A 15467-nucleotide genomic window follows, 5' to 3' on the forward strand; every position below is an offset into this window, starting at 1 on the left:
TGGGTCCGTGCGGGCCGGGAACCGGTCGCCGGCCTTCCCGGCAGGAGCCGTCTGGATCGGGCTTTGTTCACTGCAGAACACATCCTTCGGTCGCGACGACAACAGCCCCGGGAGTTCCAGCGAAACCGCAACTCCCGCACTTCCGTGACTGATGTGACGATTGGGACATAAGTGACACTAGTGAACCTCCTTCGCGTTCACCAAGCCGAGCTGATCACAACCGGATCACGAGTTGTGACCGCGATCGTGACCTCATGCATATCACCAGTAACACCAGCCTCAGAGGTAACAAGAATGTCACGAGTGCCCCGCCGTCGGCGTGTGTCGTGTCGCCGAGCTCCGATCCGCACCACGATGGCGGCCGACACCGAGCACGCCTCGACGCCGCCCGGCGCACGAGGCTGTGCACGTCGCACCGATGACCGGACACCCGGGCGAGGAGATCCCCTGTGCGTTACCCCCGACCGAAGCACTCGATCGCTCTCGCGGCCATCGCCGCGGCGGTCGTCGCGAGCCCGTTCGCGGTGATCGCGAGCAATGCCGGCCCACCGGCCGGTGACACCCGACTCGTGGACAACAAGCAGAAGATCGCGAACACCGAGATCGAGCAGGTGCCGCTGCGTGAACTGCCGGCTGCCATCGTCGACGTCGCATCCTCGGGTCTCGGGGCCGCCGGCGTGAAGCTCCCGCCGATCGACCCGGACGCCTTCCCCGTGCCGGACCTCACGGTCCCGCTGCCCAAGGGACTCGTGCCCACCACGGGCGAGTCGTCGGCACCGAGCGCTTCCGGATCGAGGACACCGGAGGCGACGACCACCTCCCCCGACTCACTCCCACGGACGAAGACGCGGTCGGTCCCCGACTCCGCCCCGACGAGCACCACCTCGCCACCGGTCACGACGATGCGGGACGGGCGCGAGGTCGGCGCGGCGGTGACGCACATCGTGCGCGAGGACCCCATCAAGATGGTCGCCTTCACCTGGGACCGCCCCGTCGACGTCGACCTGAAGCTGCGTGCGAGGCAACCCGACGGGACCTGGAGCCCGTGGACGGTCCTGGAGCAGATCTCGAAGGGCGGTGTACCGACCGCGGACAAGCCGGCGGGCACCGAACCGGTGTGGGTCGGCGACGCGCGTGAGGTACAGGTCGCCGCGTCCAAGGACGGTCTCGCGATTCCGGCCGCCGAGACACAGGGCGGCGACCTGGCCCAGCTGGCCGTCGGCTCGGCGAGCGAAGTCGTGACGAAGCTGGCCGAGACCGCTCTCAACACTCTGAAGGCGACCCTGATCAGCCCGGAGGGTCTGCTGTCCCTGGGTTCGTCACTGCTCTCCCCGCTGACCGGCGGACCGCAGGTGGTCGCGCGTCAGCAGTGGGGTGCCGACGAGGGCATCCGCTGCTCGCAGCCGGTGTACTCCCCGCAGCTGAAGGGCGCGATCGTGCACCACACCGCCGGCAGCAACGACTACACCCCGGCGCAGTCGATCGAGATCGTGCGCGGTATCTACGCGTATCACGCACAGAGCCTCAACTGGTGCGACATCGGCTACAACGTGCTCGTCGACAAGTACGGACAGATCTTCGAGGGAGCGTTCGGCGGACTGGACCGCAACGTGGAGGGCACTCACACCGGCGGGTTCAACAAGGACACGGTCGGCTTGTCGTTCATCGGCAATCTCGAGGAGGTACCGCCGACCGCCGCGGCGGTCGCCGCGGCCGGACGCTTCCTGCGCTGGCGCCTCGGCAAAGCCGGTCTCAACCCGGCCGGCACCGCGACCCTGATGTCAGAGGGATTCGCCGGCACCAAGTTCGCAGCCGGAACACAGTCCAGCCTGCCGATGATCTCCGGCCACCGCGACTACAACAGCACCAGCTGCCCCGGCGTGCACGGGTACGCGGCACTCGCCCAGGTCCGTGCGCTCGCCGGTGGTGCTGCCGCACCGGCACCGGAGTCGACGCCGCCCGCTGAACCGGGAGCACCCGAATCGGCCCCCGCGCCCACCCCCGAACAGGCACCCGCACCCGCCCCGGAGGCAGCACCGCCGGCAGCCTGACCAGCGCGAACCGAACGATTCAGGCGAACCAGCGTTCGAGGACCCGGGCGACGCCGTCGTCGTTGTTGCCGACGGTGACCTCGTCGGCGGCGTCGAGCGCGGCCTGGTGGCTGTGTCCCATGGCGACACCATGACTCGCCCAGCTGAGCATCTCGACGTCATTGGGCATGTCGCCGAAGGCGATCAGTCCGTTGTCCGGCAGACCGGTGGCCTCACAGAGACGCGCGAGTCCGGACGCCTTGTGCGTACCGGGCACCGACAGTTCGACCAGGCCGTTGTCGGTGGAGAAAGTCACCTGGGCGAGGTCGCCGACAAACGGCTGCAGCCGTCGGGCCATCTCGCCGCTCGGCATATCCGGTTTGCGTACGAGCAACTTCACCGCAGATTGGCTGAAGACCTCGTCGTCGCCGACCTCGACGTGGTCCGGGTTGAGCCAGGCGTGTTCGTAGCCCGCACTCGCGACGAACGGGGCCGTCGCGGCGTCGTGCGCGGATCGGCCGGCACGTTCGGCGGCGATCCCGCATCCCGGGATCTGCTGGTAGGCGATCTCCCCCAGCTTTCCCAGGACGTCTGGTTCGAGATTGGCCGACCACAGCACCCGGTCGTGCTCGACGTCGTAGATGATGGCGCCGTTGGCGCACACCGCATATCGGACGAACGCATCGGTTCCGGCGAACTGGTCGGTGATCTCGGCGATCCACCGGGGCGGGCGTCCGGTCGCCAGCACGAACTCGACACCGGTCGCGCGGGCCGCCGACAACACGGACACGGTCCGCGACGACACCCGGTTCTCGTCGTCGATGAGCGTTCCGTCCACGTCGCTGGCGATGAGGGTGGGTGGACCGAATGTCATCTGTTTCCTCTGTCTCGGGGTTGTGCGGTCTCGCGTTGTCGTCGGGCGGCCTTGCGGGCCCGGGCCTCGGCCTTGCGGAGCGCTTCGTCTGCTTCGATGACGGCGGCCTCCGGCGGCGTCGGGGCCGAACCTCCGAGCCGTGACGGCACCCAGAACTCACCCGCCGGATGCGGGCCGTAGGCGTCCTGGACCTCGAGAAGCATGGAGTTCATCGTGTCGCGCAACCGCAGCGTTTCGCGTTCGGGCTCCTCGGCGGCGTCGACGGTGAACGGCAAACCGTACCGGACGTGTACCGGTAGCCGGCTGCGACCCATGTTCCGCGCACCGCCCTTGGTCCACTGCCGGTGGGCGCCCCACACGATCGCCGGGACGATCGGGACGCCGGCCTCGGCCGCCATCCGCACCGCCCCGCTTTTGAACTCCTTGAGCTCGAAGCTGCGGCTGATCGTCGCCTCGGGGTAGACCGCGACGATGTGACCGTCGCGCAGGCGCCCGAGCGCCGCACGGTAGGCGTCGGCACCGCGGGATCGGTCCACCGGAACCGTCATCGTGTGGTTGACCAGGAATCGCATGATCGCGACGTCCATGACCTCGGACTTGATGAGGAACCGCGTGCGCCGGCCCGCACGCTGGACGCCGAGCGCGGCCGGGATGAAGTCGACGTAACCGGTGTGGTTGACGCACAGCACGGCACCGCCGGTCTCCGGGATGTTCTGGACCCCGGTGAAGTGCAGGTCGAGGCCCTGGGCGCGGACGAGCGTGTTCGCGATGATCTCCAGGGTCCGGTAGACCGGCTCCCGGTGTCGACGCGCCCCGCTGCTCATGCCTGCAAGGTTAACGGTCAGGGAGTGTCGCGCTGAGCGCGCTTCGCGGCCCGTTCGGCCTGTTCCTCGGCGTCCATGCGGTTGGCCTCCTCGAGGGTGGGCGCCGACCCGCCGAGGCGTGCGGGCACCCAGAACTCCCCCTTGGGGTGTTCGCCGTAGGCATCCTGCAGTTCGAGCAGCTTGGCACTCATGACCTCGTGCAGCTTCGCGGTAAGGGCGTCGGGGTCTCCGGTGGGCTCGAGCGGTTCGCAGACCCCGATCGAGATCGGGTAACCGGTGCGGCCGAGCCTCTTCGGATGCCCCTTGGTCCACACGCGCTGGGCACCCCAGATGACGGTCGGGATGATCGGTGCACCGGATTCGAGTGCCATCCGCGCGGCACCCGACTTGAACGCCTTGAGCTCGAAGCTGCGGCTGATCGTCGCCTCCGGGTAGACGCCGACGAGTTCGCCGCGCTTGAGATAGTCGACGGCCGCCCGGTAGCTGTCCGCACCCGCCGTCCGGTCGACGGGAATGTGCTTGAGCGAGCGCATGATCGGGCCGGAGATCTTGTTGTCGAAGACCTCCTTCTTCGCCATGAACCGCACCTTGCGACGACCCTGCAGGTGTGCCGGGATGCCGGCGTAGGTGAAGTCGAGGTAGCCGGTGTGGTTGATCGCGACGACGCCGGGCCCCTCGGCCGGGACATGCTCGACGCCCGACACCTTGAACTTGAGACCTTCGGCGAGCCAGAGCAGGCGCGCGGTGGTGATCACGGCGTCGTAGACGGGTTCCATGCCGCAAAGCTTAGCGATCGCGCTCCCGGTACAGGTCAGGCGTCGGTCGCACCGATCCGGGTGACGGCGAACACCAGGTCGACGGCGGCGTCGGAGAGTTGTGCGGGCGTCAGGGCGAGCCGGCCGTCGATGTGGTCGAGGTAGAGGGCCACGAGCGCACCGGTGAGCGCCGAGGAGATCACCGCGAGGCGTTCGGGGGCGAGCGAGTTCTCGTCGGCGACCATGCCCAGGACGGTTTCGACGAATCCGGGAACGGTGGCCGCGCGATGTGCGCGGAGGACGTCGTCGGCGAGCGGTTCGCGCAACAGGATGCGGGCCCGGCCCGGGTTGTCCTGGAAGAACTCACGGAAGACCTCCAGCAGGGCACGCACGCTTCCCCGGAGGTCGGCGGGCCGCTCGATGCCGGCGATCTGGGCGAGGAGCTGTTCGGTGACGCGGTCGTACACCGCGGTGACCAGCTGCTCGGTCGACTCGAAACTCTCGTAGAAGTAGCGCGGACTCAGGTTGGCCTCGCGCACGACCGCCCGCATCGTCACCGCGCCGGTGCCGCCGTTTCCCAGCAGGGTCTCGGCGACGGCCAGCATCTGCTCGCGCCGGTCGGTGGACCGGTCCTCGAGCGTCTGCCCGCGCCACAGCTTCCCCGAACTCATCTGAACATCGTCGCATCCCGGGCCGTTGTGTCCATTGACATCACCTGATTCAACATGAATCATGCGATTCATGTTCGATGAACAAGCGTTCCAGGAAGCACTGGCCCGACCACGCCTCGCCAAGCCAGCACCCGAATACCTCGACGCCAACCGCGGGGTGGAGATCCGGGCCATCTCCGAACAGGAGCTGCAGCGGTCGACCATCGAGTGGTTCGATGCCTTCGACAAGAAGCTCGTCCACCTGAGCGACGTCCACGGCACCGACCTGTCATGGATCATGACGTGGGCCAAGAAGTACTGGTGGAGCTTCCTGGTACGCGACATGAGCGTGAACGACGAGCTCTACGCACCCGATCTCCGATACACCGACGTCACGACCTTCGGCCGCACGATCGTCGGCATCGACGATTTCGTGACCTACAACTTCGCCTTCTTCGACGCCATCCCCGACTGGCGCTACGACCCCCTCCCCGACCAGGTCTACGTCGACGTCCAGCCGGACGGAACCGTGCGCACGGTCATCCGGTACATCGGCAGCGGCCACTTCAGCGGCGCGCTGCGGATGTATCCCTACGACGAGTCGGCGCCGACCATCTACGGCGACGGACGGTTCATCCAGGCACCCGCGGTGGACCGGTACCACTTCAACGCCGACGGCCTGATGGAAGAGGGCGAGACGCTCTACGACTTCATCGACGCCGTCCAGCGCGCCGGGATCATGCCCCGCGATGACAGCAGGCTGGTCCGCTCCCTGTTCGCGGCGTCGAAGCTGCCGCCCTGAAGCGGCTCAGGAGGTAGTGAGACCCGTCACGCGGGCGCCTCGTCGGGACTCATGGCCCACGCCACAGGAAAAGGCGGCTCGATACCCTGGAGGCCTGAAGTGCTCGCCGCGGCAGCCCCGCGCACACCAGGAGAGGCCCCTACGTGCAGATCACCAGCATCGGTCATGCCGGTTTCCACATCCAGACCACCGCCGGATCGATCCTCTGCGACCCGTGGGTCAACCCGACCTACTTCGCCTCATGGGTGCCGTTCCCGGACAACTCGGAGCTGGACTGGAAGACGCTCGGCGACTGCGACTACCTCTACGTCTCGCATCTGCACCGCGACCATTTCGACGAGCGCAACCTACGCGAGAACGTCAACAAGGACGCGACCGTCCTGCTCCCCGACTACCCGGTGCCGGACCTGCGTCGTGAACTCGAGAAGCTCGGCTTCACCAAGTTCGTCGAGACCACCGACTCGGTGAAGACGACGGTGACGAACGACAAGGGCTCGCTCGACGTCATGATCATCGCGCTGCGCGCCCCGGCCGACGGGCCGATCGGCGACAGCGGCCTGGTCGTCTCCGACGGCGAGACGGTCTGCTTCAACATGAACGACGCCCGCCCGATCGACCTCGACGTCATCGACGAGGCCTTCGGTCACGTCGACGTCCACCTGCTGCAGTACTCGGGCGCCATCTGGTACCCGATGGTCTACGACATCCCGCGGAAGTCCAAGGCCAACTTCGCATCTCAGAAGCGCCAGCGCGGCATGGACCGTGCGCGGTCGTACATCGAGCAGGTCGGTGCGGCCTGGGTCGTGCCGTCGGCCGGCCCGCCGATGTTCCTCGACGAGGACTTGTTCTACCTCAACGACTTCGGCTCCGCCGACACCGCCGACGACACCTCGATCTTCCCGGACCAGGAGACCTTCCTGGAGCAGATGCGCATCCACGGCACCGACGACGGCGAGAAGCACCGCGGCCTGATGATGGTGTCGGGTTCGGTTGCCGACTTCAGCGGTTCGACGCTGAACGAGGTCACCCACCCCTATGCACCCGCCGACGTCTTCGGTGAGAACAAGAGGGCCTACCTCGAGCGGATGAAGGAGAAGTTCGCGCCGGTCATCGCCGCGGACAAGGCCACCTGGGCGCCGGCCGAGGGCGAGCCGCTGATCGGCGCACTGCGCGAGCTCTTCGAGCCGATCATGGCCCAGTCGGATCTCATCTGCGATGGCATCGGCTATCCCGTCGGGCTGGTGATGACCCCGGGCGGCGGTCCCGCGAACGACGCCACCGAGACCGTCGTGCTCGACTTCCCCAACCGCATCGTGCGGGAGCCGAAAGAGGGAGAAGGCAAGTACCGCTACGGCTTCCGCATCGCCACCGAACTCGTGCGCACCGTCCTCCGCGACAACGAGCCGGACTGGGTGAACACCATCTTCCTGTCCACGCGCTTCACCACGTGGCGCATCGGCGGCTACAACGAGTTCCTCTACACCTTCTTCAAGTGCCTGACCGACGAGCGCATCGCCTACGCCGACGGCTGGTTCGCCGAGGCCCACGACGACTCGGCGTCGATCGTCAAGGACGGCTGGGAGATTCAGCGTCGCTGCCCACACCTGAAGGCCGACCTCGGCAAGTTCGGTGTCATCGAGGGAGAGAAGCTCACCTGCAACCTCCACGGCTGGCAGTGGGACCTCACGTCGGGGCGATGCCTGACGTCGAAGGGTCACGAACTGCGCGCGGAGCGTCTGGGGAACTGAACCGTCCCGGACGGGACCGCGGGACATGTTTACCGATCGGACGTCGAGGCAACGCTGCACAGTGGTCGCACCGACGTACAGGCGGGAGTTCCATGACCCACAACGATCTGACGGTCACCATCGGCCGCGAGGAATTGGTCGTACGACAACGCTGGGAAACGGCGAGCATCGCCAACGACGCGCTCATCGCGATCTGGTTCGTCATCGGCAGCATCCTCTTCTTCTGGGAGGACACGACACTCGCGGCCACCTGGTTCTTCCTCGTCGGAAGCATCCAGTTCCTGGTGCGCCCGGTTATTCGTCTACGCAGGCGCATTCATTTGCGTCGGTTGCGGGGCGACCGCTACACCGACGACGCCGAGGACTATTGACGGTCGCCGATCGTTCGGCTCGATCAGCTCGCCACGATCTGCGGCGCGAGGATCTTGATCATGTGGTTGCTCCACCGGAGCTGACGCAGGGTGTCCGGGTGACAGTCGGACACCATCTCCAACAGATCGTGGTTTTTCAGCGCCTGCGCACTCTGTCCGAGCATGACCCAATCGATCGACACGCCGGCCGTCGTCTGATGGAGTCGGCGTAGGTCGACGAGGAGGAGCATCCCGGGTTCCGGTCGCCGACCGAGCAGGTCGCTGATCTTCTCCTGTGCGGAGCCCGTCCGCGCGGTGGTCCGCGGCTCCGGGTCCAGGTCGACGCCCAGCGCGGATGCCGCGTCGGAGATCCGCACGAGGTGTTCGCGCGACCAGCGCGCGAGGTCCTGGGCGACGTGATGGACCTCGTGATCGGCGGCGTGGCGGTGCGCGAGTGTGTCGAGGTCGACGGCCAATGCTCGTTCGGCCCGGTGCAGTTCGCGAAGTACGAGTCCGAGTTTCGTCATCGGCCATTCTCCTTGTCACGCGATACCCGCGTCAGCTTCGCCGCGCCGGTCTTGAAGATGGGCTGTTTGGACGCCGGGTCCCAGTCGGTCAGGGTCAATTCATTGGCGGCACGTTCGTGCGCGGTGTCCGCATCGGCGCCGGCATGGCCATCGATGTCCCAGTAGCCGTAATGGAACGGCACGAACAGAACGCCCGGACGAATGTCGGTGATGCGCACCGTGGCGGTGATCGCGCTTCGGGGGCTCGAGATCTCGACGAGATCTCCGTCGCCGATCTCGCGCTCGGCGGCATCGTGTACCGAGAGTTCCACCCACACGTCCGGCGCGGCGTCGTTGAGTTCGCTCGCACGTCCGGTCTTGGTGCGGGTGTGGAAGTGGTAGACGGTCCGCCCGGTGATCAGTGCGAACGGATAGTCGTCGCTCGGTTGTTCATGCGGTGGAATGTACTGAGCTGCTTTGATGATCGCGCGCGCATCGGGATTGAGCGCACGATACTCGGTGGGTTCGAGTGGCGTGCCGGTCACCAGGTCCTTGCCGTAGGCCTCGCAATAATCTGGTGCGCTCCAGAACTTTCCGTTCGCGTAGAGGCGCTCTGTCCCCTCGGGGGCGTCTTCGTTGCATGGCCACTGGACTCCGCTGCGCTCACGGAGCATCTCATACGACAGGCCGCTGTAGTCACACGGCCGCCCCGCACTGCACCGACGCCACGCGTCGAAAGCGCTTTCGGCATCTCCCCACTGGGGCAACGAGTTCCCGTCGCGGTCGCGGAAGTCCATCCGCCGGGAATAGTCGAGGAAGATGTCGAGATCGGCCCGGGCCTCGCCGGGCGGGTCGATCGCCTTCTCCGACAGATGCACCGTGCGATCGGCATTGGTGAACGTACCCGTCTTCTCGCCCCAGCCCGCGGCGGGCAACACGACGTCGGCGAGTTCGGTGGTCTCGTTGGCGAACATGTCCTGCGCCACTACGAACAGACGCTCCTGTGCCAGGATTGATCGCACCCGCGGCAGTTCCGGCAGGGAGACAGCAGGATTGGTCGCCGATATCCACAGCATGCGGACGGTTCCCTGTTCGGCGTAACGGAAGATCTGCATCGCGTGAGTGGGCGGGCCGTAGTGCGGGATCTGGTTCTTGTCGATGTTCCACAGCTCCGCCAGCTCGGCGATGTGATCGTCGTTCGACCAGTTGCGAAAGCCTGCGAGATCTCCGTCGGCCCCGCATTCGCGCGTGTTCTCCGCTGTCGGTTGCCCGTTCATCTGCAGCAGACCACACCCCGGGCGTCCGAGCATCCCGCGGATGAGGTGCAGGTTGTTGACCTGGACCGAGGCCGCGGTTGCCTGATGTGACTGGTAGAAGCCTTGCAGCACCGTCGACATGAGCCTCTCGGCGGTCCCGAGAACGCGAGCCGCGTGCCGAAGGTCGTCGGCCGGGATCCCACAGATGTCGGCGACGACCTCCGGCGTGTACTGCTCGACCCGCTGCCGGAGTTCGTCGAAACCCACTGTGTGCGAATCGATGTAGTCCTCATCGATCCACCCGTTGGTGATGATCTCGCGGAGCAGCCCGTTCATCAGCGCGACATTGGTGCCGGGCAGCGGCGCCAGGTGGACGGCGGCGTGCCGCGCGACCGGTGTCGGACGAGGGTCCACACAGACGATTCGAGGCGGGTTCGGGCCGGCAAGGCGGTCGAGGATGCGCATCCAGGTGACCGTCTGGGTCTCCGCGATGTTGTGTCCGAACAGGGCGATGACGTCGGCGTGATCGATGTCGGCGTAGCTGCCCGGCTGGCCGTCGCTGGCGAAGGATTCCTTCAGGGCTTCCGCCGCGGTCGCCGTGCACAACCGGGTGTTGCCGTCGAGGTGGTTGGTCCCGATCGCGCCGTGGGCGATCACACCGAGCGTGTAGTACTCCTCGAGGAAGAGCTGTCCGGAGGTGTAGAAGCCGATGGACGACGGCCCCCGCTCCGCCAGCAATTCACGGGAACGGCTCACGATCCGTTCCATCGCCGCGTCCCACGAACATTCGACCAGGACGCCGTTCTCCCGGATGCGCGGTCGGGTCAACCGGTCGCGGGACGAATTCGCCTGCCACCCGTACAGGTCCTTGATGTCGACGCGTCCGTGGTTCACGCGGTCGTCGGCCCGGCCGCGAACACCGACGATGCGGTCGTCGGCCACCGCGATGTCGAGGCCGTCACCATTGGAGTGCAGCACCGACGCCGTTCGAACCCACCGGTCGACGGTCTCCGTGGAGACCCCGTCGGCGAGGTGCTCGTCGACCCGGGTGGGCCAGTCCTCGCCAGGACCGTAGGGGGTCCGCGGCCCCCAGGGATCACTGATTCTGCTGGTTACCTCGTCGCTGGTCACGTCTTGACGGGTACCCAACGGCGGCGGTTTCATTCCGATGGACGCCGGGTACGCGATTTCCATCTGCAATCGACAGGAAGAAGTCCAGTGACCACCGTGACCGAGATACTCGAGTCCCATCCTGTACGCGACGACATCGACAATGCTGCGCTCGCGGCCTGCATCGAGGCATGTGCGGAGTGCACGCAGGCCTGCACCTCATGTGCGGACGCATGTCTCGGCGAGAGTGGCGTCGACCAGCTCGTCGAGTGCATCCGATCGGATCTGGACTGCGCCGACCTGTGTTCGATCACCGAACGGGTGCTCCTCCGACGCACCGATGCCAACGTCGCGGTGGTGCGGGAGACGTTGGAAGCGTGCGCAACCGCATGCCGTGTCTGTGCCGAGGAATGTGACCGGCACGCGGACATGCACCAGCACTGCAGGATCTGCGCGGACGCGTGCCGGCGCTGCGAGGAGGCCTGCCGCACACTGCTCGAGGTGCTCGGCTAGCACGACCCTGCGCTCGGCCCAGGATGCTTCGGCACAACCGCCGAAGTCGAACCCGACAATGAGGAGAGAAGATCATGGCTCAATACCGCGTCGTGGATTCCGACGAAACAGTCATCGAGGAGAAGAGCTTCGATGACGCAACCAGTGCCTACGACTGGTTCAAGACCGTCGCCGCGCCCGATGACAGCCTCGGCACCGTCATGCAGGTCCACGACAATGGCGAGTGGAAGAACTTCGAGGTGTCCGACGGCGGCACCAACAAGCATCCGTCCGCGGACGCCTAACGTCCGGCGAAACGGCCGTTCAAGAAGGTCAGGGCCTCGACACTCCACGGGATGTATGCCGCCGTGTGCGTCTGCCCGCGGTATTCGGTGAAGGTCGTCGGCACACCTCGACTGCGGTAACTCTCGGCGAGGCCGGCGACGTCGGCGGCGATCATCACACCGTCGCCGATGCCGTCGGAATTGCCGACGCCGAGCATCATCGGAACCCGCGGGGTGCCGAGTGTTCCCATCACGTTCTCCGAGATCGCCTGCCGCACACCGGGTACGTCGAGCACGCCACCTACCGATGGTTTGAGCAGTTGGTGGTCGGTGAGTCCTGGGTACTCGTCGGCGAACTCTTCGATGCACTCCCCCGCGACCTGGCGCAGGATTCGCTCACCCTTCGGGGACAGATAGCTCGCGAGGTCGATGTCGTAGGTCTCGGCATAGACCGCCATCAAAGCGGGGATGACTCCCGTCCATTCGGGTTTGCCGTTGATGTAGCCGAGGTTGTGTGCCGGATCCACCGGAATCCCGCCCGCCGCCGCGCCGATGATGTTGAGTTCCGGCGAATAGATGGGCGCCAGTTCGGCGCCGAAGCCGGTGGGCACCGACCCGCCCGAGTACCCGTACAAGGCGATCGGGGTGCGGGCTGGTGCACGGAGCTGCCGGAGCGCGGCACGGATCCCGTCCAGGGCGGCATAGCCGGATTCCCTCGCGATCGTCCATCGCAACCCGCGACCCTCATAGTCGGGGACCGCGACCGTGTAGCCGGCCGCCATCAGTCCGGTGATCAGGGCCAGATCGATGGGCCGCTCGGACATGTTGCCGCCCCGCAGCGTGTACGACGGATCGCACTGCGCGCCCAACGCGTCGTAGAAGGAGTGGTACGACACCATCCGACGCGGCGCGCCCGGGCCTACGCCGGGCGGTGAGATCACCGTGGTCACCGTCGAGGTCGGATGACCGGAGTTGTTGGTACTCCGGTACAGGATCTGCGTCGCGGTGATCGGTACATCGGTTCCGCGCCAACCCAATCCGACCTGACGCGTGCGCAGGATGGCACCCGGGGCACGCTTCTCGTAGCCGCGCGGAGGCTCGTAGAACGGGTCTTGTGTCGGCAGCAGCGCCGGTGCCGCGACGGGTGCCGGGAGCGGGGTCGACGACGCCGTCGGCGTGAGAACACACAGGGAGGCCGCGACCCCGATTACGGCGATCAGCGTGGTGAGGGGTCGCGAGATCTGGCGCATGAGCAGTGATCATGCCCGGTTTGCCTCGTTCGCGGTTGGATCCGAGCAAGGTGGGCACGGATTGCTCGCGAGACGGCATTCAAGCGACGGGGGCGTTCTCCCCTGCCCGCTCCACCTGTTCCACCACCGGCGACATCGCCACCACGACCGCGCCGACGACTGCCGCGACGAAGGCGATCACCGCGACCGGTCCCCAGCCGGCACGGACGGTGTCGCCGAGGACCACGATGCCGACCACACCCGGCACCACCGTCTCGCCGACCACCAGGGAGGCCGACGCCGCGCTCACCGCACCCTTCTGCAGGGCCACGGTGAACATGTAGAAACCACCCGGACCGCTGAGAATGATCGCGTACAGTGCCGGGTCGGTGAAGAGTTCGCCGAGGTCGAAGGGGTCGAGACCGTCGAGCACCCGGACCGCGACTGCGAGCACACCGAACGAGACGCCACCGGAGAGACCCGCCAGCACCGCGACCCGGCTCTGCATTCGCGGCAGGATCGCCGCGCCGAGCCCGAGGATGACGACGGCCGCGACGAGAACCGCCCAGTGCAGCCACCATTCGTGTTTGCGTCCCTCGTCACCGGCAGCGAACCCGAGCAGGACGAGCGCCACCACGACGACACCGATCGCGGTCCAATCACGCTGGGACAGTCGCGCTTTCAACACGATGGTGGCCAGCACCACCGTCACGACAAGGTTGGCGCTGACGATCGGTTGCGCGAGGAACAGCGGGATCATCCGCGCCGCCACGAGGTTGCCGAGGAAACCGATGCCGTCCAACGCCATTCCCGCGATGAACGCCACGGTCAGCATGGCGGCGATGGTGGACCGCAGGGACGGCGCCTCACCCGGCCCGGCACCGGTGTCGTCGACGCTCTGCGCGCCTCTTGCCTGGAGCACCGAGGCCGTTCCGTAGGCGAGCGCCGCGAAGACGGCCGCGAGAATCCCGATCAACATCGGATCAGTATCCCCGCTTCAGCACGAGAATCGGTCAGAGACCGGGACCTTCGGCACGCAAGTTGTCCACCTCGTCCATCGCGGCACGCAATTTGCCCAGCCACTCCTCGGTGTGGGCGCCGACCATCTTGACCGACCAGGCCAGCGCGTCGGCCCGTGATCGGGCGATTCCGGCGTCGACGAGGGTGTCGAGAACGCGCCGTTCCGGTTGGCGGAGCCGCGTCATCACCGGTACCGCGAGGTGGGTGAACAGGACCCGTTCGTCGCCGACTGCAACACCCCACGAGACCTTTCTGGCGTAGCGGGCCTGCGCCTCGTCGGCGATGGACATCCGCTCGGCGCGGGTGTCCTCGCGGAATCTGGAGGCGCGCCCCTGCGCAGCAGCGCGCGCAGGGGCATCGTCGCTGGTCTGGGGTGGTTCCAGGGTTCCGATGACGGTGATCTCGTCACGATCGACGGTGACCTCGGCGGGGCCGGTGAACCAGGCGTCGGGTAGTCGGCCAGCGAACCAGGCCGCCGCGTCTCCGGCGTCCGGCAGCTCCGCTTGCTGCCAGCCACCGCGACGACCGCCCGGCCCACGACTTCCCTGATGTGCGTTTCTCATGGCCGCCTCCTCGAGGTGAATTACATGATTACAGTGTTACACCTGTTTCACCGATTAGTCACGAGGTGCTTCGACCACCGCGCACGTCGGGGCCCTCAGAACGGGGGAGGTCCGTCGATCTCCTCACGCCGTTCCCTTTCCCGCCGGTTTCGGGCGCGTTCGGCCCGCCGGCGTGCGTGCTTGTTGGCGAGCCGGTTGGTGGGCGGCGGGGTGTCCTCGCCGGTGATGACCCGGGGTGTGGGCGGTGCCTGGGGTGGTTGTTCGTAGCGGATGCGTCGCAGGTTGGGGAAGAAGTCTTCGAGGGTTTCGGCGTCGCCGGGGATGGTGAAGCCTTCGGGGGTGCGGTATTCGGTGACCAGGTGTGCGTCGTCGTCGCGGTACTGGGTGTCGATCCAGTCGCCGAAGGTTTTGTGCAAATGCCCGAACCGGCATTTGGCGTTGAGGTTCTCACTCGACGTCGCCCCGCCTTGGGTGGGGTTGGCGCGGTCGTACTCGTCGACGTCGTCGAGGTCGCTGTCGAATGACGAACACACACAGCCGGGTTCGGTGCAGTAGCCGTCACGCACGCGCACGAAGTCCGCGCAGGCGGTGGTGGGCCGGTAGGGATCGGCGGATTGCGCACCGGGGTAGACGATCACGGCCTCGGTGGACGAGGTGTCCTCTGCGGCAACACGCATGGGGTGCAGTGCGGGCCGGGGTGACCGGTTTGACGATCGCGTCGGGCCGCTTGGCGAGGTCGCGGACATGCTCGTCGGAGATGACGCCGTGACCGTCGACCCAGCCGATACCGGGCCCGCCGTCGAGGGTGGCGGGATCGGTGACGGCATGGATGACGATCTCGGTACTCACCGACCGCACCACCTCGGCCGGGTCGGGGATCCCGATCCACAGGAGAGTAAGAGGCTGTGTAGCAATCGGGTACGCGAACACCGCCCGGGTTCGTCCGGTCGTATTCTCACTGGCACATGCCAGTA

General features: G+C 66.7%; 15 protein-coding genes and 1 pseudogene. 6 read left to right on the plus strand and 10 right to left on the minus strand.

Translation table 11 applies throughout. The features are described 5' to 3' along the window. The first annotated feature begins 449 nt into the window (after nucleotides 1–449). Complete coding sequence (locus IHQ52_RS03315; RefSeq protein ID WP_238064102.1) at nucleotides 450–2051, plus strand: peptidoglycan recognition protein family protein; 1602 nt, start codon at nucleotides 450–452, stop codon at nucleotides 2049–2051. Between the two features lie 19 nt (nucleotides 2052–2070). Here IHQ52_RS03315 and IHQ52_RS03320 read toward each other — a convergent pair whose 3' ends face one another. The 4 genes from IHQ52_RS03320 to IHQ52_RS03335 are packed head-to-tail and all read right to left on the minus strand — an operon-like array spanning nucleotide 2071 to nucleotide 5154. Continuing rightward, complete coding sequence (locus IHQ52_RS03320; RefSeq protein ID WP_238064103.1) at nucleotides 2071–2904, minus strand: HAD family hydrolase; 834 nt, start codon at nucleotides 2902–2904, stop codon at nucleotides 2071–2073. Then, complete coding sequence (locus tag IHQ52_RS03325; protein ID WP_238064104.1) at nucleotides 2901–3728, minus strand: lysophospholipid acyltransferase family protein; 828 nt, start codon at nucleotides 3726–3728, stop codon at nucleotides 2901–2903. The genes IHQ52_RS03320 and IHQ52_RS03325 overlap by 4 nt, the downstream gene beginning before the upstream one ends. A gap of 17 nt (nucleotides 3729–3745) precedes the next feature. Beyond that, on the minus strand, nucleotides 3746–4504 hold the full coding sequence (locus IHQ52_RS03330) for a lysophospholipid acyltransferase family protein (protein ID WP_238064105.1): 759 nt from the start codon (nucleotides 4502–4504) through the stop codon (nucleotides 3746–3748). A gap of 35 nt (nucleotides 4505–4539) precedes the next feature. Beyond that, nucleotides 4540–5154 carry a TetR/AcrR family transcriptional regulator gene (locus IHQ52_RS03335; protein ID WP_096272749.1) on the minus strand — a complete coding sequence of 205 codons (615 nt, stop codon included), beginning with the start codon at nucleotides 5152–5154 and terminating at the stop codon, nucleotides 4540–4542. Nucleotides 5155–5224: 70 nt separating this feature from the next. Here IHQ52_RS03335 and IHQ52_RS03340 point away from each other — a divergent pair, with 70 nt between their 5' ends. The 3 genes from IHQ52_RS03340 to IHQ52_RS03350 all read left to right on the plus strand — a co-directional run bounded on the left by IHQ52_RS03340 (nucleotide 5225) and on the right by IHQ52_RS03350 (nucleotide 8054). After that, nucleotides 5225–5935 carry a nuclear transport factor 2 family protein gene (locus IHQ52_RS03340; RefSeq protein WP_198362485.1) on the plus strand — a complete coding sequence of 237 codons (711 nt, stop codon included), beginning with the start codon at nucleotides 5225–5227 and terminating at the stop codon, nucleotides 5933–5935. A gap of 143 nt (nucleotides 5936–6078) precedes the next feature. Next, complete coding sequence (locus IHQ52_RS03345; protein WP_096272745.1) at nucleotides 6079–7683, plus strand: Rieske 2Fe-2S domain-containing protein; 1605 nt, start codon at nucleotides 6079–6081, stop codon at nucleotides 7681–7683. A gap of 92 nt (nucleotides 7684–7775) precedes the next feature. Next, a complete protein-coding gene (locus IHQ52_RS03350) occupies nucleotides 7776–8054 on the plus strand; it encodes a YrhK family protein (protein ID WP_024498809.1) in 279 nt (92 codons plus the stop codon). A 23-nt stretch (nucleotides 8055–8077) separates the two neighbouring features. On the opposite strand, the gene IHQ52_RS03355 is transcribed toward IHQ52_RS03350, so the two are convergent. Together IHQ52_RS03355 and IHQ52_RS03360 are read right to left on the minus strand one after the other, a co-directional pair. Next, nucleotides 8078–8560 (minus strand): hypothetical protein, encoded by a 483-nt coding sequence (locus tag IHQ52_RS03355; RefSeq protein WP_024498810.1) that lies wholly within the window; start codon nucleotides 8558–8560, stop codon nucleotides 8078–8080. Beyond that, the gene (locus IHQ52_RS03360) at nucleotides 8557–10959 is read right to left on the minus strand and encodes a molybdopterin oxidoreductase family protein (RefSeq protein WP_051349619.1); all 2403 of its coding nucleotides are present in this window, start codon (nucleotides 10957–10959) and stop codon (nucleotides 8557–8559) included. Before IHQ52_RS03360 ends, IHQ52_RS03355 begins: the two co-directional genes overlap by 4 nt. 54 nt (nucleotides 10960–11013) lie before the next feature. Between IHQ52_RS03360 and IHQ52_RS03365 the strand changes: the two genes are divergently transcribed. Further along, nucleotides 11014–11418 (plus strand): four-helix bundle copper-binding protein, encoded by a 405-nt coding sequence (locus tag IHQ52_RS03365; RefSeq protein WP_024498812.1) that lies wholly within the window; start codon nucleotides 11014–11016, stop codon nucleotides 11416–11418. Nucleotides 11419–11492: 74 nt separating this feature from the next. Beyond that, nucleotides 11493–11702, plus strand: a complete 210-nt coding sequence (locus tag IHQ52_RS03370) for a hypothetical protein (protein ID WP_024498813.1) — start codon at nucleotides 11493–11495, stop codon at nucleotides 11700–11702. On the opposite strand, the gene IHQ52_RS03375 is transcribed toward IHQ52_RS03370, so the two are convergent. The 4 genes and pseudogenes from IHQ52_RS03375 to IHQ52_RS03390 form a co-directional block, all read right to left on the minus strand. After that, complete coding sequence (locus IHQ52_RS03375) at nucleotides 11699–12931, minus strand: lipase family protein (protein WP_024498814.1); 1233 nt, start codon at nucleotides 12929–12931, stop codon at nucleotides 11699–11701. The two genes, IHQ52_RS03370 and IHQ52_RS03375, sit on opposite strands and share 4 nt — an antisense overlap. Nucleotides 12932–13010: 79 nt before the next feature. After that, nucleotides 13011–13889 (minus strand): DMT family transporter, encoded by an 879-nt coding sequence (locus IHQ52_RS03380; protein WP_024498815.1) that lies wholly within the window; start codon nucleotides 13887–13889, stop codon nucleotides 13011–13013. 34 nt (nucleotides 13890–13923) lie between these two features. Beyond that, entirely contained in the window at nucleotides 13924–14493 is a 570-nt protein-coding gene (locus IHQ52_RS03385) for a hypothetical protein (protein ID WP_024498816.1), read from the minus strand. Nucleotides 14494–14588: 95 nt separating this feature from the next. Beyond that, a pseudogene (locus tag IHQ52_RS03390) lies at nucleotides 14589–15372 on the minus strand (HNH endonuclease); the annotation flags it as partial. Nucleotides 15373–15467: the final 95 nt, after the last annotated feature.

The sequence above is a fragment of the Gordonia amicalis genome (genome assembly GCF_022059885.1).
Taxonomy (GTDB): domain Bacteria; phylum Actinomycetota; class Actinomycetes; order Mycobacteriales; family Mycobacteriaceae; genus Gordonia; species Gordonia amicalis.

Coding starts and splice junctions, on each gene's coding strand:
- IHQ52_RS03355 (WP_024498810.1), bottom strand. CDS start 8,560: ATGACGAAACTCGGACTCGTACTTCGCGAACTGCACCGGGCCGAACGA.
- IHQ52_RS03380 (WP_024498815.1), bottom strand. CDS start 13,889: ATGTTGATCGGGATTCTCGCGGCCGTCTTCGCGGCGCTCGCCTACGGA.
- IHQ52_RS03320 (WP_238064103.1), bottom strand. CDS start 2,904: ATGACATTCGGTCCACCCACCCTCATCGCCAGCGACGTGGACGGAACG.
- IHQ52_RS03325 (WP_238064104.1), bottom strand. CDS start 3,728: ATGAGCAGCGGGGCGCGTCGACACCGGGAGCCGGTCTACCGGACCCTG.
- IHQ52_RS03330 (WP_238064105.1), bottom strand. CDS start 4,504: ATGGAACCCGTCTACGACGCCGTGATCACCACCGCGCGCCTGCTCTGG.
- IHQ52_RS03350 (WP_024498809.1), top strand. CDS start 7,776: ATGACCCACAACGATCTGACGGTCACCATCGGCCGCGAGGAATTGGTC.
- IHQ52_RS03385 (WP_024498816.1), bottom strand. CDS start 14,493: ATGAGAAACGCACATCAGGGAAGTCGTGGGCCGGGCGGTCGTCGCGGT.
- IHQ52_RS03375 (WP_024498814.1), bottom strand. CDS start 12,931: ATGCGCCAGATCTCGCGACCCCTCACCACGCTGATCGCCGTAATCGGG.
- IHQ52_RS03340 (WP_198362485.1), top strand. CDS start 5,225: ATGTTCGATGAACAAGCGTTCCAGGAAGCACTGGCCCGACCACGCCTC.
- IHQ52_RS03360 (WP_051349619.1), bottom strand. CDS start 10,959: ATGAAACCGCCGCCGTTGGGTACCCGTCAAGACGTGACCAGCGACGAG.
- IHQ52_RS03335 (WP_096272749.1), bottom strand. CDS start 5,154: ATGAGTTCGGGGAAGCTGTGGCGCGGGCAGACGCTCGAGGACCGGTCC.
- IHQ52_RS03370 (WP_024498813.1), top strand. CDS start 11,493: ATGGCTCAATACCGCGTCGTGGATTCCGACGAAACAGTCATCGAGGAG.